The organism is Montanilutibacter psychrotolerans (genome assembly GCF_003719825.1).
Lineage (GTDB): Bacteria > Pseudomonadota > Gammaproteobacteria > Xanthomonadales > Xanthomonadaceae > Montanilutibacter > Montanilutibacter psychrotolerans.
The window spans coordinates 27,551-48,869 of sequence record NZ_RIBS01000008.1 but is presented as its reverse complement, the minus strand read 5'-3'; the positions used below and the strand labels follow the sequence as shown (position 1 = coordinate 48,869).

Annotated in this window: 14 protein-coding genes; 9 read left to right on the top strand and 5 right to left on the bottom strand. The window is 69.5% G+C overall.

Annotated elements, in window-relative coordinates; translation table 11 throughout:
* Positions 1–121: 121 nt before the first annotated feature.
* Both EER27_RS14495 and EER27_RS14490 read left to right on the top strand, forming a co-directional pair.
* Positions 122–394 carry a YcgL domain-containing protein gene (locus tag EER27_RS14495; RefSeq protein ID WP_123088853.1) on the top strand — a complete coding sequence of 91 codons (273 nt, stop codon included), beginning with the start codon at positions 122–124 and terminating at the stop codon, positions 392–394.
* A complete protein-coding gene (locus EER27_RS14490; RefSeq protein WP_123088852.1) occupies positions 387–4,118 on the top strand; it encodes an ankyrin repeat domain-containing protein in 3,732 nt (1,243 codons plus the stop codon). The genes EER27_RS14495 and EER27_RS14490 overlap by 8 nt, the downstream gene beginning before the upstream one ends.
* A 39-nt stretch (positions 4,119–4,157) precedes the next feature.
* Here the strand turns inward: EER27_RS14490 and EER27_RS14485 are convergent, their stop codons facing one another.
* Complete coding sequence (locus tag EER27_RS14485) at positions 4,158–5,978, bottom strand: monovalent cation:proton antiporter-2 (CPA2) family protein (RefSeq protein WP_123088851.1); 1,821 nt, start codon at positions 5,976–5,978, stop codon at positions 4,158–4,160.
* Between the two features lie 336 nt (positions 5,979–6,314).
* Here EER27_RS14485 and EER27_RS14480 point away from each other — a divergent pair, with 336 nt between their 5' ends.
* Together EER27_RS14480 and EER27_RS14475 are read left to right on the top strand one after the other, a co-directional pair.
* A complete protein-coding gene (locus EER27_RS14480) occupies positions 6,315–7,397 on the top strand; it encodes a GGDEF domain-containing protein (RefSeq protein ID WP_190285820.1) in 1,083 nt (360 codons plus the stop codon).
* Between the two features lie 564 nt (positions 7,398–7,961).
* Complete coding sequence (locus tag EER27_RS14475) at positions 7,962–10,148, top strand: S8 family serine peptidase (protein ID WP_123088849.1); 2,187 nt, start codon at positions 7,962–7,964, stop codon at positions 10,146–10,148.
* Positions 10,149–10,390: 242 nt separating this feature from the next.
* Here EER27_RS14475 and rho read toward each other — a convergent pair whose 3' ends face one another.
* Positions 10,391–12,160, bottom strand: coding sequence for a transcription termination factor Rho (gene rho / locus EER27_RS14470; protein ID WP_123088848.1), 1,770 nt, complete (start codon positions 12,158–12,160; stop codon positions 10,391–10,393).
* A gap of 266 nt (positions 12,161–12,426) precedes the next feature.
* Complete coding sequence (gene trxA, locus EER27_RS14465) at positions 12,427–12,753, bottom strand: thioredoxin TrxA (RefSeq protein ID WP_123088847.1); 327 nt, start codon at positions 12,751–12,753, stop codon at positions 12,427–12,429.
* 252 nt (positions 12,754–13,005) lie between these two features.
* On the opposite strand from trxA, the gene rhlB reads away from it, so the two are divergent.
* The 5 genes from rhlB to ung all read left to right on the top strand — a co-directional run bounded on the left by rhlB (position 13,006) and on the right by ung (position 18,270).
* A complete protein-coding gene (gene rhlB / locus EER27_RS14460; protein WP_123088846.1) occupies positions 13,006–14,811 on the top strand; it encodes an ATP-dependent RNA helicase RhlB in 1,806 nt (601 codons plus the stop codon).
* A 160-nt stretch (positions 14,812–14,971) separates the two neighbouring features.
* Positions 14,972–15,658: a cell division ATP-binding protein FtsE gene (ftsE, locus tag EER27_RS14455; protein WP_123088845.1), complete on the top strand. Its 687-nt coding sequence runs from the start codon at positions 14,972–14,974 to the stop codon at positions 15,656–15,658.
* Entirely contained in the window at positions 15,655–16,593 is a 939-nt protein-coding gene (gene ftsX / locus EER27_RS14450; protein WP_123088844.1) for a permease-like cell division protein FtsX, read from the top strand. Before ftsE ends, ftsX begins: the two co-directional genes overlap by 4 nt.
* Before the next feature lie 62 nt (positions 16,594–16,655).
* The gene (locus EER27_RS14445; protein ID WP_123088901.1) at positions 16,656–17,450 is read left to right on the top strand and encodes a response regulator; all 795 of its coding nucleotides are present in this window, start codon (positions 16,656–16,658) and stop codon (positions 17,448–17,450) included.
* 124 nt (positions 17,451–17,574) lie between these two features.
* Entirely contained in the window at positions 17,575–18,270 is a 696-nt protein-coding gene (gene ung / locus EER27_RS14440) for a uracil-DNA glycosylase (RefSeq protein WP_123088843.1), read from the top strand.
* 53 nt (positions 18,271–18,323) lie between these two features.
* Here the strand turns inward: ung and EER27_RS14435 are convergent, their stop codons facing one another.
* Both EER27_RS14435 and EER27_RS14430 read right to left on the bottom strand, forming a co-directional pair.
* Complete coding sequence (locus EER27_RS14435; RefSeq protein ID WP_190285819.1) at positions 18,324–19,037, bottom strand: 4'-phosphopantetheinyl transferase family protein; 714 nt, start codon at positions 19,035–19,037, stop codon at positions 18,324–18,326.
* Positions 19,038–19,065: 28 nt separating this feature from the next.
* A complete protein-coding gene (locus tag EER27_RS14430; protein WP_223807359.1) occupies positions 19,066–21,276 on the bottom strand; it encodes an FAD-dependent oxidoreductase in 2,211 nt (736 codons plus the stop codon).
* Positions 21,277–21,319: the final 43 nt, after the last annotated feature.

Genomic DNA, 21,319 nt, shown 5'->3' with positions numbered 1-21,319 from the left:
GGCTAGCACCGTCGGTCGTGCCCGGGCCTGAACACCTGTGTTCGCGGGGCCGGGACGGGCAGGTATGCTGTGCGCCACGCTTCGCCGCCTAGAACGTCTCCGGGCCGCCCCCGCCCCAAAGATGCAGACCTACGTTTATAAAAGCCTCCGCAAGGACGACACCTACCTGTTCCTCGCCAAGCGCGATGACTTCACGCGTATTCCCGCGCCGGTGCTGGAGCGCCTGGGTCGTCTGCAGTTCGTGCTCGAACTGGCGTTGACTCCGGAACGACGACTCGCGCGTGGCACCGCCGCCGACGTGATGGCGCAGCTGGCTGCGCGTGGCTTCTATCTTCAGATGGCCAGCGAACTGCCGCTCGACCCGATGACCGAGGACTGGGGCACCGATGCCTGATCCGCGTGCCACCCGCTGGCCACTGATCGCCGCGTTCGCGGCCGGTCTGCTGCTGGCCGCGCTGGGCGGGTTCGGCGGCGCCGCAGCCGCGATCGGCGGCGTGCTCGCGCAGCCGCTGTTCGCCCTGGCGTTTGCCGGCTGGCGACGCGCGGATGCGCCGTCGGCCTTCAAGGCTCGGCTGCGCCACGACGCGCCGTCCCTGCTGTTGGCATGGAGCGCGGCGACAGCGGGTTTTGCCGTCGCCGCGGCCTGGCCGCTGTCGGCCTTGCTGCGCAGCGGCTCCCTGCTGGCCGCGCTGGCCCTCAGTACCGTCACCGGTGCCGCACTGCTGGTGTTGTGGCGGTTGTGGCCACTGTGGCGCGGCCTTGAGCGCGATGGCGGCGACCTGCGCACGCATTGGCAGGCGCTGGCCGAGCTGGACACCAGCGCCTGGCGTGGCCTGGCAGTGGCGGTCGCGGTTGCCGTGCCGGTGATCGCGGTGGTCGCGCTGGCCTGGCCGGGCCTGCTTGGTGGCGGTGTGCGCATCCCGGTCGCGGCGCTGCTGGTGGTCGCCTCGCCGCTGTTGCACTGGGCCGTGCAGCGCGTTGCGCCGGCGGACGAGCTGATCTTCGAGGATGACGCTTCCGCGGTGCACGCCACCTCGGACGAGACGCGCGCCGTCGAGGAGTCCGCCGATGCCGGGCCTGCCGACATCGGGCCCGCCGACGTGGCCTCCGATCTCGTCGCGCCACGGGACGGTGCGTACGGTTCCGCCGGGCCGGCCTCTGCGGTGGCGGCCGATGCGCAGGCGCGCAGCACCGAGTTGGCCAGCACCGAGCCCGCCGTTGCCGCGACCGATACCGCCGCGAATGACGCCGCCACCGATGACGTGACTGCGCAAGCGGTGGTGGCCGGCGAGCTTTCGTCCGGTGTGCTCCCGCCCAATGCGTTCCCGCCCGTTGCAATCGATCCGATGGCAATCGACCCGCAAGCCGGTCTCGCGCCGCTGTTGGGTGACGGCATTGGCGGCGCGCCTGCCCCGGGCGCCGTGGTCCAGGCGTCGGCGGTCGAGCCGCGCGCGCCGGCCCCGGAATCGGTGCGCACGTCGCCGCTGCCCCCGCGCGAATCGCTCACACCCGAACTCTATGCCGCCGCGCGCACCGGTCGGGTCGAACGCGCGCTCGAGCTGCTGGCCGCCGGCGCGGACGCGCACGCCGCGCCGCCGGCCGACGATCGCGACCAGCGCAGCCTCGCCGTGCTGGCCGCGGTGCTGCCCGACCTGCGCCTGCTGCGCGCATTGATCTCCGCCGGTGTCGACCTCAACCAGGGCCATGCCGGCATCACGCCGCTGTTGGCCGCCTGCCGCGACAGCTGGCACGGTCGCCCCGATGCGGTGATGACCCTGCTCGCCAACGGCGCGGATCCGCGTTCGGTCGACAGCGACGGCAACACCGCACTGCACCACGCCGCGCGCAGCTCCGACCCGGGCGTGGCGGCGTTGCTGCGCGACGCTGCCGCCGAGATCGACGCGATCAACGACGATGGCCAGTCGCCGCTCGGCGTGGCCTGCATCGCCGGCAACTGGCGGCTGGCGCGGTTCCTGCTCGAACGCGGCGCGCGTCCTGAGCCGATCGGCGGACGGCCCGCGCTGCTGGCCGCTGCCTCCGGCGAGGACGACGACCCGGCCGGCGTGCAGCTGCTGCTGAAGCTGCGCGGCAAGGTCGACGCACGCGATGCCAGTGGCCGAACTGCCCTGCACGAAGCCGCGCTGGCCGGGCACGAGAGCATCGTCGCGATGCTGCTGGCCGCGGGCGCCGATGCCAGCGGCCACGACAACCAGGGCCGCAACCCGCTGCTGGAGGCCGCGCGTGGCGGTCACCTGGCCGTGCTCGATCGCCTGCTCGCGCACCTGCCGCGCGGTGGCATCGCCGAAGCGGCCGCGGTCGACGACCAAGGGCGCAACGCGCTTGCACTGGCGGTCGCCGCCGACAACGTGCCGCCGGCGATGATCGGCCGCCTGATCGAGCTGGGCATCGATACCGAACAGCGCGATGCCGACGGAAAGCGTCCGATCGACCGCGCCGCCGAGGCCGGCCGCTGGGCGCTGGTGGCCGCCCTCGACCTCGACTACAACCTTCCCGCAAGCGTGCGCGACAACGGCGGCGACGAGCCGTTGCCCGATCGCGCGCCGGTCGAACTGCTGCGCGAATCGCTGCGCGACGGGCGCGAGCGCTCGCTGCAGTCGCTGCTGCCGTTGCTGAGCCCGGCCGAGCTGGGCGCGCAACTGTTCGATGACGAATCCGAGCCTTCCGCGTTGCAGCTGCACTGGCTGCTCATGCAAGGCGCCGACCCCAACGTGCGCCTCGACGACGGCGACACGCCGCTGCTGGCATGGCTGGCACGGGCGGCGATCACGCCGGCGCAGGCGCTGCTGGAGCGTGGCGTATCGCCGGCCGGCAACGGTGGCCTGGCGCGGTTCCTGGCGGCCTGCCTCGACAGCGGCCTGCCTTCGCGCAAGCTCGAAGCCTTCGCTCTGGACCTGCTCGAGCGCGGTGCCGATCCGTTCGGCGTGTCGCGTGCGGGCGATCCGCCGGTCGCGCTGACGGTGCGACTGGACTGGCCGCGCCTGCTCGAACGCCTGCTGGCGATCGGCGTGGATCTGGACGCGCGCGACGGCCACGGCATGAGCGCGCTGCATCTGGCCGCGGCGCTGGGTCGCGACGCCATGCTCAAGCGCCTGGTCGCACACGGCGCGTCACCGGACCTGCTGGCCGCCGACGGCCAGACGCCGCTGGGCGTGGCGCTGGCATCGGGGCGTCGTGACCTGGCCGACTGGCTCGACTGGCGTGGCTGGATGCTGCCCTTGCGCCCACTGCGCGCAAGCGACGTGCCGGCCGCGGCGATCGTGGGCGATGCCGACGGCGTACGCCGCCTGCTCGGCCTCGGGCTCTCGGTCGACGCCGCCGACTCCCAGGGCTGCACGGCGCTGCTGCGCGCGGCCGGTGGTGGTCACCGCGCGGTGGTCGATCTGCTGCTCGCCCGCGGTGCCGACCCGCAGCTGGCGGCGAACTCCGGCGCCACGCCGCTCTCGGCGGCGGTCAGCATGCGCCACGTCGAGATCGTCGACCGCCTGCTCGCGGCCGGTGCGCCGATCGAGCAACGCCTGCCTGGCGAACTGACCGCGCTGATGGTGGCCTGCGCGCTAGGCCTGCCGGAAGTTGCCGCCCGCCTGATCGCGGCCGGTGCCGACGTCCACGCCTGCGACGCGCAGGGCCGCACGCCGCTGCATTGCGCGGCGATGTTCGGTTTCAGTGCGCGCGAGCGTTCGCGCCTGGTGGCGCTGCTCGACACCTTGCTGCTGTCCGGAGGCGAGGCCGACATCGACACGGCCGCGGCCGGCGCCACGCCGCTGCTGCTGCTGGTGGGCGCACGCGCCGAACCCGGCAGCCCGGCCGACGAGGACGTGCTGGTCTCGGGCCTGGAGCTGCTGCTGGACCACGACGCCCGTCTGGACGCGCAGGACCCGCGTGGCTTCGGTCCGTTGCACCTGGCGGCGTTGCACGGTCTGTCGCGCGTGGTGCAGTGGCTGCTGCGCGCCGGCGCCAATCCGGACCTGCGCGACACGCTCAACCGCAGTCCGCGCGAGATCGCGGTGATGCGCGGATTCGTCGACATCGCGGCAGAGCTCAGCCCCGCGTCGCCCGGTCACGACGTCTCGATGGCGCGTTTCCTGCGCGAGCGCTGAGCGCGCGGACCCATCGGGTCGTCGGCGTTGCCGGCGGCCTCAGGGCGTCGGATGCGAGGCGCCCTCGTTCTCGTCGCCCAGCACGCCTTCGCCGCGGTCGGCCTCGAACAGTTGTTCCAGCTCGACGCGCGCGTCCTGCGAGCTCTGCATCAGCGCATCCTCGTCGTCGTGCACGAGGTACTGGCGATTGAGCAGTTTGGAATCGTGTTCGCGGAAGCGCTCAGCGTGGTCGCGTGCCTGCTCGGGCGAGAGGCCCAGTTCGACCAGCACCTCTTCGCCCAGCTTGAGGCTGGTGAAGAAGGTCTCGCGCATCGCGCGCGCGCCCAGGTCCATCAGCGCCCAGGCGTGGCGGCGGTCGCGGGCCCGCGCGAACACCGTGGCCGCCGGGTACAGGCGACGGATCGTACGCACGGTGCGCAGGTTCTCGTCGACCTTGTCGATCGCCACCACGAACACCCGGACGTGTTCGGCGCCGGCCGAGCGCAGCAGCTCGGGCCGCGCCGGGTCGCCGTAGTAGATCGGATTGCCGAAGCGGCGCATGAAGTCGACCTGCTCGGCGCTGTTCTCGATGGCGATGAACGGCGTCTTCTGCGCCACCAGCAGACGCGCGACGATCTGACCGAACCGGCCGAAGCCGGCGATCAGCACCTGCGGGTTCTGGTCGGGGATGGTGTCGAACTCGCGCTTGGGCTTGGGCGACGGATTGGCGGCAAGCAGGCGGTACACCGCGATCAGCAGCAGCGGCGTCAGCGCCATCGACACGCCCACCACCGCGACCAGCCGGTCGCGCAGGATCGCATCGATCAGTTGCGCCTTCTTGGCTTCGCCAAACACCACGAACGCGAACTCGCCTCCCAGCGCGAGCACGCTGGCCAGCTGCAAGGCTTCGCGCCGGTCCAGGCGCCCCGGGCGCAGCCCGACCGCGAACAGGATCGCGAACTTCACCGCCATCAGCACCGCCACCGCGCAGGCGATCAGCTCGGGCTCGGCGAGCACGCGCTTGAGGTCGATGCTCATGCCCACGGCCATGAAGAACAGGCCCAGCAGCAGACCCTTGAACGGGTCGATCTGCGATTCGAGCTCGTGGCGGAACTCCGAATCGGCCAGCAGCACGCCGGCCAGGAAAGCGCCCAGGCCGGCCGACAGGCCCGCGCCCTGCATGATCCACGCCGCGCCGAGCACGGTCAGCAGTGCCGCGCCCGTGAACACCTCGGGCATGCGCGTGCGCGCCACCACGCGCAGCAAGTGGCGCAGCGCGAAGCGCCCGCCGACCACGACCACGGCGATGGCACCGATCGCGCGGAACACCTCGCTCCAGCCCAGGCCATCGCCGGTGGCGGCCGCCTTGCCCAGCAGCGGGATCGCCGCCAGCAACGGAATGGCCGCGAGGTCCTGGAACAGCAGGATCGCGAACGCCAGCCGGCCGTGTTCGCTGGTCAGGGATTTGCGTTCGGACAGCAATTGCAGGCCGACGGCCGTGGACGACAACGCCAGCCCGAAACCGACCACCAGCGCCGGCTTCCAGTGCAGGTCGCCGATGCCCAGCGCCAGTGCGCCCAGCGCCAGACCGCTGAGCAGCACCTGCGCACCGCCGGCACCGAAGATCGGACGGCGCATCACGCGCAGGCGTGCCGGCGACAGTTCCAGGCCGATCACGAACAGCATCATCACCACGCCGATTTCCGACGCGGCCAGTACCGGCTCGGCGTTGCGGATCACCTTCCAGCCAAACGGGCCGAGCGCGACGCCGGCGGCGAGGTAGCCCAGCACTGCGCCGAGTCCGAATCGCCGGAACACCGGCACCGCGACCACCGCCGCAAGCAGGAACACCAGTGCCAGTTCCAGTCCGCCGCCGTGCATGCATCGTCTCCATGGTGATGATCGCCAGCCACGCGATCGTCGCTGAACGGCAAGTCTAAAGGCCGCCCGCCGCAATCGCCCAGCCGCAGTCGGTCCGCTGAAACGGCTTCGCCCGAATCGCCGAGCCTGTCGCCCAACCGGACCCGGGCAACCTGGCCCGACCTGCCCATCGGTGCGGTGCCGTATGGTCCCAGCGGCGGTTGACCCGGCACCGCCCGGGCGGGCACGGGCCGGCCCCAGAGAACGGAAATCTGCATGCGAAGGCACACATACGGTGCTTGCGCCACGTCCCCCGGCCTGATTCCATGGTGGTCGGCTTCGCCGGCAGGGCCACGGATGTCGTTCCAGAGGTTACGCACGGACTTCGACTTCGCGATCCTGATGGCGCTGGGGTCGATCACCCTGTTCGGGCTTGCACCGTTCATGCTGTTCCGCCTCGCGGACGGGCAATGGCTGGCGTTCGCGATCGACTCGGTGATCATGCTGTGCATCTGCCTGGCGCTGGTGCACATCTGGCGCGGCGGCAGCATCGCGCGCGCGGCGCTGCTGGTGGCAGCCACCAACTCGCTGGGCTGCGTCGTGGTCGGCATGGTGCTGGGACTGCCCGGCGTGCTGTGGGCCTACGTGGCGCTGATCGGCAACTTCCTGCTGCTGGAGCGCCGCCGGGCGACGCTGGCGTCGTTGCTGATCATCGGCTTCCTGATCGTGCACGGCGGGGCGTTCGCCAACGTGCTCGAGCGCGCGATGTTCGCCGTCACCGCGACGGTTTGCGCGGGATTCGCGTTCGCGTTCGCCTACCGCGCCGGACTGCAGCGGCGGCAACTGGAGAGCCTGGCCGAACACGATCCACTGACCGGCGCGCACAACCGCCGGGCGATGGAGCGCGAGTTGCCGATCGCGATCGAGGCCAGCCGGCGGCAGCAATTGCCGGTCGGCCTGGCGGTGCTCGACCTGGACTACTTCAAGCACATCAACGATGCCTACGGCCACGAAGCCGGGGACCGCGTGCTGGTCGATTTCGCAGGGCTGGTGATACGCGCCACGCGCAAGGGCGACCGGTTTTTCCGTTACGGCGGCGAGGAGTTCGTGCTGGTGCTGCCGGGCGTCGATCGCCGGGCGTTGCGCACGGTTTCCGAGTTCCTGCGCGCCAGCGTCGCCGAGCAACTGCGCTGCGGCAACGAACGCGTCACCGTGTCGATCGGTGCGGCCACGCTGGCCGCCGGTGAGGATGTCGCGCAATGGATGGCGCGCGCGGACGCGGCGATGTACCAGGCCAAGCAACGCGGCCGCGACCAGGTGGTGGTGGCCGACGACCCGGCGCCCGCCGAAGAACCACCGCCCACCGCCTACCGCATGAAGCCGCGCCGCTTTCCGCTGCGACCGGCGTCGCCCGCATCGCGCAGGCCGCCCCCGAAATGAAGACGCCCCGCACGGCGGGGCGTGGTGACCGCGCCGCCATGCAGGCGGCACCGGGCGCGGCAGGGAAGCCGGAAGGCGCCCGGATCATGCGCGACCTTGAGCAGAGATCCGCCAACACAACGCCGGTGCTGACGTAGCGCTCCCAGGCCGGGCAGAACGGGTCGACAGGTCCCCGCCACCTTCCATACGCGACGGGATGGCTGCGGCGCGCCGGCGCGCGCGCGCGCCGATCGTCGGCAATCCTCGCCATCGACACTCGGGTCGATACCCGATGGCCCTTGCTGCGCAGCGAGCAGCCAGTGGCCCGACTCACGAGAAAAGTTCGCCCGGCATCAGCCATTGGGCGACAAATGAGAAAAAAGTGATCTCTCGAAAGAAGTTCGTGACGGCGCGATCACCTAAATGTGACGCGCCGTCGCTGAGCGCACGGCATCGCCAGGCTCGCTGTTTCGCTCCTTCCGGGCCTTTCACTCAGTCAGATAGGGGGTTCTTGCGGCAACCCCGGCTTCGGCCGGAATCGTGGCAGGCATCCATCAAGTCAAGACTTTCGAGCAGGAATTCCAAATGTCCAACACACGCAAGCAAGCAGTAAAACTGCACATGTCCGCCCTGGCCAGCGCGGTATTGCTCGGCATGAGCGCAGTGTCTGCCCATGCCGCAGAGCTGAAGACCGTCGATCGCCCGGTCGCGGGCGAGTACATCGTCGTCCTCAAGAAGGAGGCGGCCAGCCTGACGGGCGAAGTGAGCCTGATGGGCGGCGTGAGGCGCTCGCCGGTGGCCACCATCGCCCAGCAGATGGCCCGTTCACACAACGGCAGGCTGCTGCGCACCTACAAGAAGGCCCTGCGTGGCTTCGTGGTCAAGGCCGACGACAAGGCGCTGGCGCGCCTGCTCGCCGACAATCGCGTCGCCTATGTCCAAGAGAACGGCATCGTCCAACTGTTCGACACCCAGGCCAATGCCGTCTGGAGCCTGGATCGCATCGACCAGCGCGACCTTCCGCTCTCCGGCTCGTACACCTACGACACCACCGCTGCCGGCGTGCATGCCTACGTCATCGATACGGGTATCCGGGCCGACCACACCGAGTTCACCGGGCGTCTGGGCGCGGGCTTCACCTCCGAGCTGGACGGTCGCGGCACCGAAGACTGCCAGGGGCATGGCACCCACGTGGCCGGCACCGTCGGCGGCACCCGGTGGGGCGTGGCGAAGGGCGTGACCGTGCACCCGGTGCGGGTGTTCGGTTGTGGCCGTACAACGACCGGCGACAAGATCCTCGCTGGCATCGACTGGGTCACGGAAAACCACGTCAAGCCGGCCGTGGTCAACATGAGCCTCGGCGGTCCCGCCGACCAGGCCGAGGACGATGCCGTGCAGGCCATGATCGACTCGGGCGTGATCACCGTCATTGCCGCGGGCAACAACAATGGCGATGCCTGCCTGAATTCGCCCGCGCGCCTGCCTGCCGCGATCACGGTGGGCGCCACCATGAGCAACGACAGGCGCCCCGATACGGCGGATTGGGGGGCACTCCCGGCGCAAGGTTCCAACTATGGTGCTTGCCTGGACATCTTCGCGCCGGGTGACAACATCACGTCGGCCTCGCGCACGGGTTCGCAGGCGAGCACCTCCATGAGCGGTACGTCGATGGCCGCACCGGCCGTTGCCGGCGCTGCCGCGCTTTACCTGGCGGTGCACCCGCTGGCCACCCAGGCGGAAGTGGCGCAGGCGCTCATCAACAGTTCCACTCCCAACAAGGTCACGAACCAAGGCGTGGGTTCGCCGAACCGGCTGCTGTACTCCATCTTTGCAGGTGGCGGCAATCCGCCGGGCAACGTGGCGCCGGTGGCGAACTTCAGCTCGAGCGTGAACGGCCTGGTTGTGCAGTTCACCGACAGCTCCACCGACAGCGACGGCAACATTGCGTCGCATCTGTGGACCTTCGGCGACGGCACCACCTCCGCCGCCCCCAGTCCGAAGAAGACCTACACCGCGGCCGGCACCTACACCGTCACCCTGAAGGTCACCGACGACGACGGCGCCACCCACACCAAGACCGCCTCGGTCACGGTCGCGTCCAGCGGCGGCACCGTGCTGACCAATGGCGTCGCCAAGACCGGGCTGTCCGGTGCGGCGGGCAGCAGCCAGTACTTCACGCTTGTCGTGCCGGCTGGTGCGACCAACCTGAAGTTCGTCACCAGCGGCGGCACCGGCGATCTGGACCTTTACGCGCAGCTTGGTTCGCAGCCGACCACCTCCAGCTTCGCCTGCAAGTCCGAAGGCGGCGCCAACGCCGAAACCTGCACCGTGGCCGTGGCCCAGGCCGGCACCTACCACGTGCTGGTGAAGGGCTACAGCGCGTTCTCCGGTGCCAGCCTGACCGGCAGCTACACCGCCGGCACCGGTGGCACGCAGACCTACAGCAACGCTGCCGACTACACCATCAGCGACGGCGTCACCGTCGACAGCCCGATCACCGTGTCCGGCCGCAGCGACAACGCTCCGACCAATGCCTCGGTGACGGTCGCGATCGTGCACAGCTTCCAGGGGGATCTGAAGGTCGATCTGGTGGCACCCGATGGCAGCCTCTACAACATCCACAACCGTAGCGGCGGCGCCACCGACGACATCAACAAGACGGTCACGCTGAACCTCTCGACCGAGGCGTTGAACGGCACGTGGAAGCTGCGCGTCAACGACGCCGGCCCGGGCGATGTCGGCAAGATCGACAGCTGGAGCATCACGTTCTGATCCGGGTATCGCCGACCGTCCGCGGTCGGCGAAGCTCGGACGTTTCGGAACAACGAAACTCAGCAACGCAACGCATCAGCGCAATAACGCAGCACCGCAGCACCGCAGCAACCCCGGCTTCGGCCGGGGTTGCTGTCCTTCCTTCACGCACAAAAAAGCCCCGCTGGTTGAAGGGCCTTGAAGATCAAGGCCTGCCCCAGCAGGGCTTCTGGTCCTACCTCAGCGGGTAGGATCTTTCGTACTCAGCGCTTCATCGAGCTGAAGAACTCGTCGTTGGACTTGGAGTTCTTCATCTTGTCCAGCAGGAACTCCATCGCGCCGATTTCGTCCATGCCGTGCAGCAGCTTGCGCAGGATCCAGATCTTCTGCAGTAGCTCGGGCTCGATCAGGTAGTCCTCGCGGCGGGTGCCGGAGCGGTTGATGTCGATCGCCGGGTAGACGCGCTTCTCGGCGATGCGGCGATTGAGGTGGACCTCGGAGTTGCCGGTGCCCTTGAACTCCTCGTAGATCACCTCGTCCATCTTGCTGCCGGTGTCGATCAGCGCGGTGGCGATGATGGTCAGCGAGCCGCCTTCCTCGACATTGCGCGCGGCACCGAAGAAGCGCTTCGGACGGTGCAGTGCATTGGCGTCGACGCCGCCCGACAGCACCTTGCCCGAGCTGGGCACCACGTTGTTGTAGGCGCGCGCGAGGCGGGTGATCGAGTCGAGCAGGATCACCACGTCCTTCTTGTGCTCGACCAGGCGCTTGGCGCGCTCGATCACCATTTCGGCGACCTGCACGTGGCGGCCGGCCGGCTCGTCGAAGGTCGAGGAGATGACCTCGCCGCGCACGGTGCGCTGCATGTCGGTGACTTCCTCGGGCCGCTCGTCGATCAGCAGCACGATCAGGTGCACGTCCGGGTGGTTGTAGGTGATGGCCGTGGCCATCTGCTGCATCATCATCGTCTTGCCGGCCTTCGGCGGCGAGACGATCAGCGCGCGCTGGCCCTTGCCCTGCGGGGCCATCAGGTCGAGGATGCGGCCGGTGATGTCCTCGGTCGAGCCATCGCCGCGCTCGAGCTTGAACTTGCGACGCGGGAACAGCGCGGTCAGGTTCTCGAACAGCACCTTGTTCTTCGACGCTTCCAGCGGCTCGCCGTTGATGGTGTCGACGATCGACAGCGCGAAATAGCGCTCGCCGTCCTTCGGGAAGCGGATGCGGCCCGACAGGTGGTCGCCGGTGCGCAGGTTGAAGCGGCGGATCTGGCTGGGCGAGATGTAGGTGTCGTCCGGGCCGGCGAGGTAGCTCGCCTCGGCCGCGCGCAGGAATCCGAAGCCGTCCGGCAGGATTTCCAGCACGCCGTCGGCGGCGACGCCTTCGCCGTGGCGGGTCAGCACCTTGAGCAGGGCGAAGATTACGTCCTGCTTGCGGGCGCGGGCCACGCCTTCCTGGATGCTGAGCTGGTCGGCGATCTCGAGCAGCTTCGGTGCGGGCATGCGCTTGAGGTCGCCCAGCGAGTACACCGGGAAGCCTTCCGGTACCTGCGGGTGCGGGCGCGGCACGAACGTCTCGTTGCTGCCGTCGCCGCCGCCCATGTCGTCGCCGCGGCCACCACGGTTGCGCTCGCGGTCACGGCGGTTGCGGAAGCGCTCGCGACGGTTGTTGCCGCGGTTGCCGCCTTCACCTTCGTTGCGGTCGCGCTGGGCGTTGCCGCCTTCAGCGCCACCGGCATCGCCGGCGTTGTCCTGGCTGCCGCCCTGGGGCGACTCGCCGGAACCCGACGCCTGGCCCTGCGGCTGGGACGGAGCGCGGGAGGGCGCGGGCGCGGGGGCGGCAGGCGCAGGCGCCGCGGGCGCGCCAGCCATCGCCGGCGGCGGGGCCGCGGGGGCAGGTGCGGGAGCGGTCTGTGCAGCGGCGGGCGCGGCGGCCACCTGGCCAGCGGGCGCTGCGGCAGGGTCGGCCTTGCTTACACGCGGCTTGCGCACGCGCTTCTCGGCGGTATCGCCGGCGTCGGGGGTGGTGTCGGACAAGCGGGAATCCTCGCTAAGCGGCGAGCGCTCGCAGACTGCGAGCGGGACGTCAGGGACGTGGGTCAATGGTGGTTTTGCTAGAAGGGTGCGGCGCGGAGACAGAGTCTTGCGGCGCCGGGTGAGGCGAAACTAGCACTGCCGCATCGTGCCGTGCAAGCGCAGGCGAACCAGACGTTCACCTTGGCAGGGCGGTCCTGCAGCACCCCCGCCGACCGTCGGCGGGCGGGGGGCGGGGCCGCCGGAGCGGCCCACGGGAGTCGGCGCGCTTACAGCGCCTTGTCGATCATCTGCGCCAGCTGCGCCTTGCCGACCGCGCCGATCTGGGTGGCCTGGACCTGGCCATCCTTGAACAGCAGCAGCATCGGGATCGAGCGGACGTGGTACTTCATGGCGCTGGCGCGGTTGTGGTCGACGTTGACCTTCACGATGCGGGCCTTGCCAGCATAGGTCTCGGCGAGCTCGTCCAGGGCCGGTGCGATCATCTTGCACGGGCCGCACCATTCGGCCCAGAAGTCGACCAGGACCGGTTCGGACGACTGCAGCACGGCGGCATCGAAATCGGCATCGCCGACATGCATCACTTTCTCGCTCACAAGGGATCTCCTGCGGTGGGGCGGGGTGGGACGGGGGTCACGGAACCGGCTCGGAACCGGTGATCCGGTAGGGCATGGGGCCGTAGGGTAAACTGGGGTGCTTTCGCGACGGCTTCAAGGCCGCCGCGCCATGCCAATCCAACGCCCGACCGGCCGCCCATGGCCCGGTTGGCGCCGGCAGTCTGCTTTGCTGCCGCCACCCATGCAAGCGCACCACCAGCAAGCGCCAACGGCGCGCGGACAGTCCAGTCAATGAGCGACAAGCCCTTAACCGATATCACTTTTTCCTCGTTCGACCTGCACCCGAGCCTGTTGGCCGGGCTGGAGGCAGCGGGCTTCTCGCGCACCACGCCGATCCAGGCGCTGACCCTGCCGCTGGCCCTGAACGGCCGCGATGTCGCCGGCCAGGCGCAGACCGGCACGGGCAAGACCCTGGCGTTCCTGGTGGCGGTGATCAACCGCCTGCTGACCAAGCCTGCCCTGGCCGAGCGCAAGCCCGAAGACCCGCGCGCACTGATCCTGGCGCCGACCCGCGAGCTGGCGATCCAGATCCACAAGGACGCGGTGAAGTTCGGTTCCGAACTGGGCCTGAAGTTCGCGCTGGTCTACGGCGGCGTCGACTACGACAAGCAGCGTGAGCTGCTGCAGCAGGGGGCCGACGTCATCATCGCCACCCCCGGCCGGCTGATCGACTACGTCAAGCAGCACAAGGTGGTGAGCCTGCACGCGTGCGAGATGTGCGTGCTCGACGAAGCCGACCGCATGTTCGACCTGGGCTTCATCAAGGACATCCGCTTCCTGCTGCGCCGCATGCCGATCCGCACCGAGCGCCAGACGCTGCTGTTCTCGGCCACGCTGAGCCATCGCGTGCTGGAGCTGGCGTACGAGCACATGAACGAGCCGGAGAAGCTCGTCGTCGAATCCGAGTTCATCACCAACGCCAAGGTTCGCCAGCTGGTCTACTTCCCCTCCGACGAGGAGAAGATCCCGCTGCTGCTGGGCCTGCTGTCGCGCAGCGAAGGCGCGCGCACGATGGTGTTCGTCAACACCAAGGTCTGGGTCGAGCGCGTGGCGCGCGCACTGGAACGCGGGGGGTACCGCGTCGGGGTGCTGTCGGGCGATGTGCCGCAGAAGAAGCGCGAATCGCTGCTCAACAAGTTCCAGAAGGGCCAGCTCGAACTGCTGGTCGCCACCGATGTGGCCGCGCGCGGCCTGCACATCGATGGCGTCAGCCACGTCTACAACTACGACCTGCCGTTCGATTCCGAAGACTACGTGCACCGCATCGGCCGTACCGCGCGCCTGGGTGCCGAGGGTGACGCCATCAGCTTCGCCTGCGAGCGCTACGCGATGAGCCTGCCGGACATCGAGGCCTACATCGAGCAGAAGCTGCCGACCGCGCCGGTCGATGCCGAGCTGCTGGTGTCGCTGCCGCGCAAGCCGCGCGAAGTGCCGGCCGGTGCCGAGGGCGAGATCGAGGAGCAGGAAAGCATCGGTTCGATCTTCAAGGAGGCGCGCGAGCAGCGTGCCGCCGACGAGGAGCGCCGTGGTGGCGGTCGTGGCCGCAGCGGTTCCGGCAGCGGCGGCCGCAGCGGATCGGGTGGTCGCCGGGAAGGCGGTCCGCGCTCGTCCGACCGTCCGCGCCGCGAAGGTGCTGCCGATGGCCCGCGCACGCCGCGTCCGCCGCGTGCCGAACCCGCCGCAGAGCCGGCGACGACGGTCGCCGCTCACCCCGTCGCTGCTCCTGCCGCCAGCCCGGTCGAAGGCGAGCGCGCGCCGCGCAAGCGTCGTCGTCGTCGTGGTGGTCGCCGCGTCGACGGTGTCGAGGGGAATCCCGCCATCGGTGGTGCCAGCGCGACGGCTCCGTCCGTCGCTTCGGGCGACGCGCCGCGCCCGGCCCGCAACGCCGAGGGGCGTCCCGCCCAAGGCAAGGCCACCCATGTCGCCGCCACCAAGCCCGCTTCGGCGGTTACCGGCGACAGCAAGCCGGGCCTGCTCGGTCGCATCGGCCGCGGACTGAAGTCGCTGATCACGCGCGCGCCGCGTTCGCAGCACTGATCGCGGCGCCGGGTCCCGGCATCGCGACGAAGGAGGGCGCCCAATGGGCGCCCTTCACGTTTCGGCGTACCGCTCGACGCGGCAGGCTGGCCATCCTCGCCGTCGCCGTCGATACTTGCCGGCAAGGCCGCCGGGGGACGGCGGCACGCACCGGTGAGCGATGAGCGTCCTGCGCTTCGACAACGTCAGCAAGCAGTACCCCAGCGGGCAGAATGCGCTGAGCGAAGTCAGCTTTGCTGTCGAAGCCGGCGAGATGCTGTTCGTCACCGGGCACTCGGGCGCAGGCAAGAGCACGCTGCTGAAGCTGATCCACCTGTCCGAACGCCCCAGCCGTGGCACCGTGCTGTTTGCCGAGCGCAACCTGGGCAAGGTGCGTGGCAGTCGCGTCGCGCTGCATCGACGCGACGTCGGCGTGGTGTTCCAGGACCATCGCCTGCTCGGTGACCGCAGCGTCGCCGACAACGTCGGACTGCCGCTGCTGTTGCGCGGCCTGCGCCGATCCGACATCGCCCGACGCGTCACGGCCACGCTCGAGAAGGTCGGCCTGGGCGCTCGCGCCCGCGCGCTGCCGTCGCAACTGTCGGCCGGTGAGCAGCAACGCGTCGGCATCGCCCGCGCGATCGTGGTCGAGCCGGCACTGCTGGTTGCCGACGAACCCACCGGCAATCTTGACCCCACCTTGTCGGCCGAGATCATGGCGCTGTTCGAATCGCTGCCCGAACGCGGCACCAGCGTGCTGGTCGCCAGCCACGACCTCGCCCTGGTCAAGCGCATGAAGAAGCGCGTGCTGGTGCTGGACCAGGGGCGCCTGGTCGACGACATCTCGCCGCTGGAGCTGGCCGAATGAACGCGGCGACCGCAACGCGGCCGCAGTCGCGGCTGGGCGGCTGGTTCGATCACCACGTCTACAGCCTGGTGGCGAGCGTTGGCCGCATGCTCGGCAAGCCGTGGGCAACCGCGCTCACGGTGGGCGTCATGTCCGTCGCGCTCGCGTTGCCGCTGGGCCTGTGGGCGGCGCTGGTCAACGTGGAATCGCTGGCCGGGCAGGTGCAGCAGGCGCGCCAGGTCAGTGTGTTCCTGAAGACCGGGGTGTCCGCCGAACGCGCGACCGCACTGGCCGACGAACTGCGCGCGCGCGGCGATGTGGCCGCGGTGGAACTGCGCACGCCCGAACAGGGCCTGGCCGAGCTGCGCGAGCGTGCCGGCCTGGGCGAGGCGATCGAAGCCCTGGAAGACAACCCGTTGCCGAGCCTGTTGCTGGTCACCCCGCGACAGGACGAACTGCGCCTGGCGACCGCGCTGCAGGCGCTGGCCGAGGCCGACCAGGTGCAGCACGACGCCGGTTGGCGCGAGCGGCTGGACGGCTGGCTGCGTTTCGGTCTGCGACTGGCGATGGTGCTCGCCGCACTCCTGGGCCTGGGCGCGTTGCTGGTGGTGGGCAACACCGTTCGGCTGGATATCCAGGCGCGCCGCGAAGAGATCGGCGTGCTGCAACTGCTCGGCGCAACGGATGGCTTCATCCGTCGACCGTTCCTGTACCTGGGCGCCTGCTACGGCCTGGCGGCCGGGGCACTGGCGTTGGGTCTGCTGAGCGCGGCCAACCTGGCCCTGCGTGCCCCGCTGGCCGAACTGGCCGGAAGCTACGGCAGTCACTTCGTGCTGCAGGGGTTCGACCCGCTGCAGGCACTGGCATTCGTGTTCGCAACGGCAGTGCTGGGCTGGCTTGGTGCCGGCCTGGTGACCGGGCATTACCTGCGTCAGACGCGTCCGACCGCAACCTGAGGATCACCGTGACCACCAGCAGCCACGACCTTCGCCACTTCGACAACACCGCTGCACGGGTGATGGTCGTCGATGGTTCCAAGCTCGCGCGCAAGCTGATCGGCGACGTGCTGGCGCGCGAGCTGCCCGATGCGCAGCTGGTGCTGTGCGGCAGCATCGCCGAGGCGCGCGAAGCGCTTGCGCAAGGGCCGGTGAACCTGGTCACCACCTCGCTGGTATTGCCCGACGGAGACGGCATCGCGCTGGCGCGCACCGTGCGCGAAGGGGCCGTGCAGACGTACGTGCCGATCATCGTGATCTCCGGCGAGGCGCAGTCGCACCTCGAGGAGCGCCGCTTCACCGAGGACGTCACCGACTACTTCGACAAGTCGCTCGGCCACAGCGCGTTGGCTGCGTTCATCCGCGGCTACGTGCAGCCCGAGCCGATCCCGGATGCGCGGGTGCTGTATGTCGAGGACAGCCGCGTGGTCGCGCTGGCCACCAAGCGCATGCTCGAACGGCATGGCATGAAGGTGCTGCACTTCGTCGGCGTGGAGGAGGCGCTCGAACACCTCGACGCCCACCGCGGGCAGGACGACATCGGCACCGACGTGGTACTGACCGACGTCTACCTGAAGGGCGCGCTCGAAGGAAAGGACCTGGTCCAGCACGTGCGGCACGGCCTGGGCTACGGAAAACGTCGCCTGCCGGTGCTGGTGATGACCGGCGATGCCAACCCTGACAACCAGAGCGCGCTGTTGCGCGAAGGCGCCAACGATCTGGTCATGAAGCCGATCGAGGAACGCCTGCTGATCACCAAGACCCTGTTCCAGCTGCGCCTGTCGCAGTTGCCGGAGCAGCGCGCGATGGACCGCTGACCAGCGCGGCAGGGCGCCCGCGTCGGCGACGACGCACGTCCGTGCGTGCTCGGCAGGGGCGGTGGGCTGTCCGGCACGCCTCGCGATTTCCGATCGCGGCCGGCAGGGCTTCTACAATGCCGGCATGACCGACCGGATCAAACTCGAACCCTCTTGGAAGGCGCATGTCGGCGATTGGCTGCAGCGCGAGGACATGCAGGCGCTGTCCACCTTCCTGCGCGACCGCAAGTCCGCGGGCGCGACGATCTACCCGCCCGGCGCGCAGATCTTTTCCGCGTTCGACGCGACGCCCTTCGACGCCACCAAGGTGGTGATCCTCGGCCAGGACCCGTACCACGGTCCCGGCCAGGCGCATGGCCTGTGTTTCTCGGTGATGCCGGGCGTGGCCGTGCCGCCGTCGCTGCTCAACATCTACAAGGAAATCGAGCGCGACCTGGGCCTGCGCCGACCCGATCACGGCTGTCTGCTGCCGTGGGCGAGGCAGGGCGTGCTGCTGCTCAACGCCGTGCTGACCGTCGAGGCCGGTCAGGCCGGCGCGCACCAGGGACGCGGTTGGGAGGGCTTCACCGATCACGTCGTGGAGAGCCTCAATCGCGAGCGCGAGGGGCTGGTGTTCCTGCTGTGGGGAAGTTACGCCCAGGCCAAGGGCAAGGTGATCGATCCGCGTCGGCACCGCATCCTCAAGGCGCCGCATCCCTCGCCGTTGTCGGCGCACCGTGGATTCATCGGTTGCGGGCACTTCTCGGCGGCCAACGAGTACCTGCAGCGGCATGGCCGCACACCGGTGGACTGGTCGTTGCCCGCGCACGCGCAGGCGTGACGGTGTCTGGGGCCCACCGTCTGCGCGCGGCGCGCGGCGCGCGGCGCCGGCTCTCACGTGTTCGGCAACAACACCGCGGCCGCCATGAGGTCGCGCGTCACCCGGTAGCGGCCGCGCAGGGGCGTGTGGATGCCGGCCAGCGGTTGCGTGGGGGTCACCACGAACGTGCCATCGGCGGCGAGCTCAACGCGCAGGTCCGGGAAATCCAAGAACTTGCGCAGGGTTGGGTACAGCGCCTTGTAGGCCGCCTCCTTCGCGCAGAACACCAGCCGGTCGGCGCACGCGATCGCGTGTTCGGGCAGCGCGGCGAAGTGGTCCGACTCGCCCGTGACCAGAACGTGTGCAACCACGTCCCGCGGCAGCGGGCTTGCCGGTTCGATGTCGATGCCAATGCCACGCGCCGTGTCGACGGAGGCCACCGCCACCGCGCACAGCCCGGTGCAGTGGGTGATCGATCCGATGATTCCCGGTGGCCACAGCGGTGCGCGATCGGCGCCGTTGAGCAGCGGCGCGGGCACCGCGCCCAGCGCCTGCAGCAACGGCTGGGCGAGTTGACGCCCGGCGGCGTATTCGAGGCGGCGTGATGCCACCGCCGCCGCCACCTGCGCCTGCTCGAGCGGGTGAAGCGCGGTGGGGTCGGCCTGTGCAGGTGGCATCTGCGCAAGCAGCACCGATGGCGGCAGCAACGGCCGCAACAGCGATGGATCGCACGCGTCGCCACGACCGCCGTCGCGATCGTCATCGTTGGCGATTTCATGCGTGGGCATGAGACGCGTCACGGATTTACCGCCTGCATCAAGCCAGCCACAGCCACGCCCCGACGCCGATCGCGCCGGCCAGCCCGACCGCGCTGCCGGCCAGGAACCGCTCCTGGCGGTGCGCGCGTGCCAGCGCATCGCCATAGGGAATCGTGGTGTGGGCGATCATCGTGTACAGCGGCAGCCACGTTTTCGGAAGAAAACGGTTGAGCGCGACGTCCAGGCGTTTGCGCGCGACGAACCACGGCGATTTCACCTTCTGCTTGAGTTCGACAAAGTTCGCCTTCGACAGCTCGGCCAGCGTGTCGGTGTGCGGGCGGCGCGACTGCTCGTACGCAGCGAACGCCGCAGCGCGATTCTGCCCGTGACGCGCCAGTGCCGCCATCAGCGCCGAGCAGTCCTCGAACGCCGAGTTCATGCCCTGTCCGTAGAACGGGTAGACCGCGTGGCACGCATCTCCGACCAGCACGATCCAGTCATCGCGATGCCATCGGCCGGTGCGGATCGTGGTTAGCGATCCGGTCGGGTGGCTCATCCAGTCGTCCACCAGGTTCGGCAACAGTGGCACCAGGTCGGGGAAGTACTTGTCGAACAATGCCTTCACTTCCGCTTCGCCGGTGGTGGTGGCGAAGCTGTCCGGCCCCTCGAACGGCAGGAACAGCGTCAGCGTGTGCGAGCCGTCGCGGTTGGGGTGCGAGACAAACAGCCCGTGCAGGCGTGGCCATACGTGCAGCGCCTCCAGTTCGATCTGCGAGCCGCCGTCGGGGAGCGCGGACAGCGACAGTTCCTTGTAGCCCCACTCCAGGTACTCCTGCTGGAAGTCGGCGCGCTCGCCGCGCTGCATTTCCTGGCGCGCGCGCGAGAACGCACCGTCGGCACCGACCACCCAGCTCGGGCGTACGCGGACGCGTTCGCCGTTTGATTCCAGTTCCAGCTCGCGCCGGTCCTTGTCGACATGCGCCAGGCGATGGTCGAAATGCAGGCGCACCTGCGGGTGGCGTTGGGCATGATCGAGCAGCAGGCGGTTGAGCTCGTTGCGGTCGATCGAATGCAGTACCTCGCCGCCATTCTTGCCATAGGGCTGGAAGCGCGTGCCACCGTCGGGCGAGTGGATCACGCGGCCGCGCATGGTGACCGACAGCGGCATCACTTCGTCGATCAGGCCGACTTCGGTCAACGCCTGGATGCCACGCTTGGACAGGCCGAGGTTGATCGAACGTCCGCCGGCGTCGCCGCCTAGCCGTGGATCGGGGCGACGCTCGTAGACATCCACGCCCACGCCCTGGCGAGCCAACGACAAGGCCAGCAACGAGCCGGCAAGGCCGCCGCCGACGATCGCGACGCGGCCGTTGTCCGCTTCGGCGTCCGTCGCTGTCGCCGGTTGCTCGGGCGCCGCGGCGACAGCGGTGTCGGCCGGGGCTGCCGCGGGGACCACGGTGCGATCGTTGGCAGCGATTGCCGGCGTGCCAATTCGCACGGACGCCGGCAGCGATGCGTGGCTGTCGCCGCGCAGCTCACGCTCGGTTTCCACCAGCGCGGTCACCGCCTGGTCGAAGTAGTTGCGGCGCACCGTGCCGCCGAGACGGCGCAGGTAAGAGCGCAGGTACGCGGCGCGCACGGTCGGTTCGTCGATGTGGCGACGCAGGAACGGCAGGTCGGTCTCGACCATCAACCGTATCGCCACCATCGGCACCGGGCTGCGTAGCGGGCGGAAGTCGGGGTTGCGCAGCCCGGGGCTTTCGTTCCTGGAATGGAACTCGCCCAGCATCAGGCCCAGGTCGACGAAGCTGGGCTTGAGTTCGCGTTGCACGTCGTCGATCAGTGCCGCCGCGTCGGCTCCCAGGTTGGGGAAGACGATGAGGATGGTCTTGTTGATCGCCACCGAGCCGTTGCGCGGCTCGATCTCGAAGAACAGGTCGCGGTACTTGCCAACCACGTCGGCCAGGCGTGCCGGGTCGGGGTTGCGGTCGGTGATCTCGGTCAGCCAGATCGTGTCCAGGGCCAGCGCCGTCGGTGTGAACGGACACACCGGTCCCGAGCGACCCACGTCCGGATGCGGTCGCGCCAGGAAGGTGCGTACCCAGTCGACCGTGACCGCCAACGGGGAGCCAGGAAGGTCGCGCTCGACTTCCGAGGCGCGCAACAGCCGGCCGCGTGCGGCCGCGCTGAGGCTTTCGATGTGGGTCTGTGTGGCCGCAGCCAGGCCGTCCGATTCCACCAGCGGAATCGCGTCGTTGTCCGATGTCATTGCCATGTCCTTCCATGTGTCCCTGGCGTGGTGCTTCCGATCA

Bases quoted from the DNA above. Each gene is read 5' to 3' on its own strand.
- EER27_RS14485 (WP_123088851.1), bottom strand. From the start codon at position 5,978: ATGCACGGCGGCGGACTGGAACTGGCACTGGTGTTCCTGCTTGCGGCG.
- EER27_RS14495 (WP_123088853.1), top strand. From the start codon at position 122: ATGCAGACCTACGTTTATAAAAGCCTCCGCAAGGACGACACCTACCTG.
- ftsX (WP_123088844.1), top strand. From the start codon at position 15,655: ATGAACGCGGCGACCGCAACGCGGCCGCAGTCGCGGCTGGGCGGCTGG.
- EER27_RS14430 (WP_223807359.1), bottom strand. From the start codon at position 21,276: ATGACATCGGACAACGACGCGATTCCGCTGGTGGAATCGGACGGCCTG.
- EER27_RS14475 (WP_123088849.1), top strand. From the start codon at position 7,962: ATGTCCAACACACGCAAGCAAGCAGTAAAACTGCACATGTCCGCCCTG.
- ung (WP_123088843.1), top strand. From the start codon at position 17,575: ATGACCGACCGGATCAAACTCGAACCCTCTTGGAAGGCGCATGTCGGC.
- EER27_RS14480 (WP_190285820.1), top strand. From the start codon at position 6,315: ATGTCGTTCCAGAGGTTACGCACGGACTTCGACTTCGCGATCCTGATG.
- rhlB (WP_123088846.1), top strand. From the start codon at position 13,006: ATGAGCGACAAGCCCTTAACCGATATCACTTTTTCCTCGTTCGACCTG.
- EER27_RS14445 (WP_123088901.1), top strand. From the start codon at position 16,656: ATGGTCGTCGATGGTTCCAAGCTCGCGCGCAAGCTGATCGGCGACGTG.
- EER27_RS14435 (WP_190285819.1), bottom strand. From the start codon at position 19,037: ATGCCCACGCATGAAATCGCCAACGATGACGATCGCGACGGCGGTCGT.
- EER27_RS14490 (WP_123088852.1), top strand. From the start codon at position 387: ATGCCTGATCCGCGTGCCACCCGCTGGCCACTGATCGCCGCGTTCGCG.
- ftsE (WP_123088845.1), top strand. From the start codon at position 14,972: ATGAGCGTCCTGCGCTTCGACAACGTCAGCAAGCAGTACCCCAGCGGG.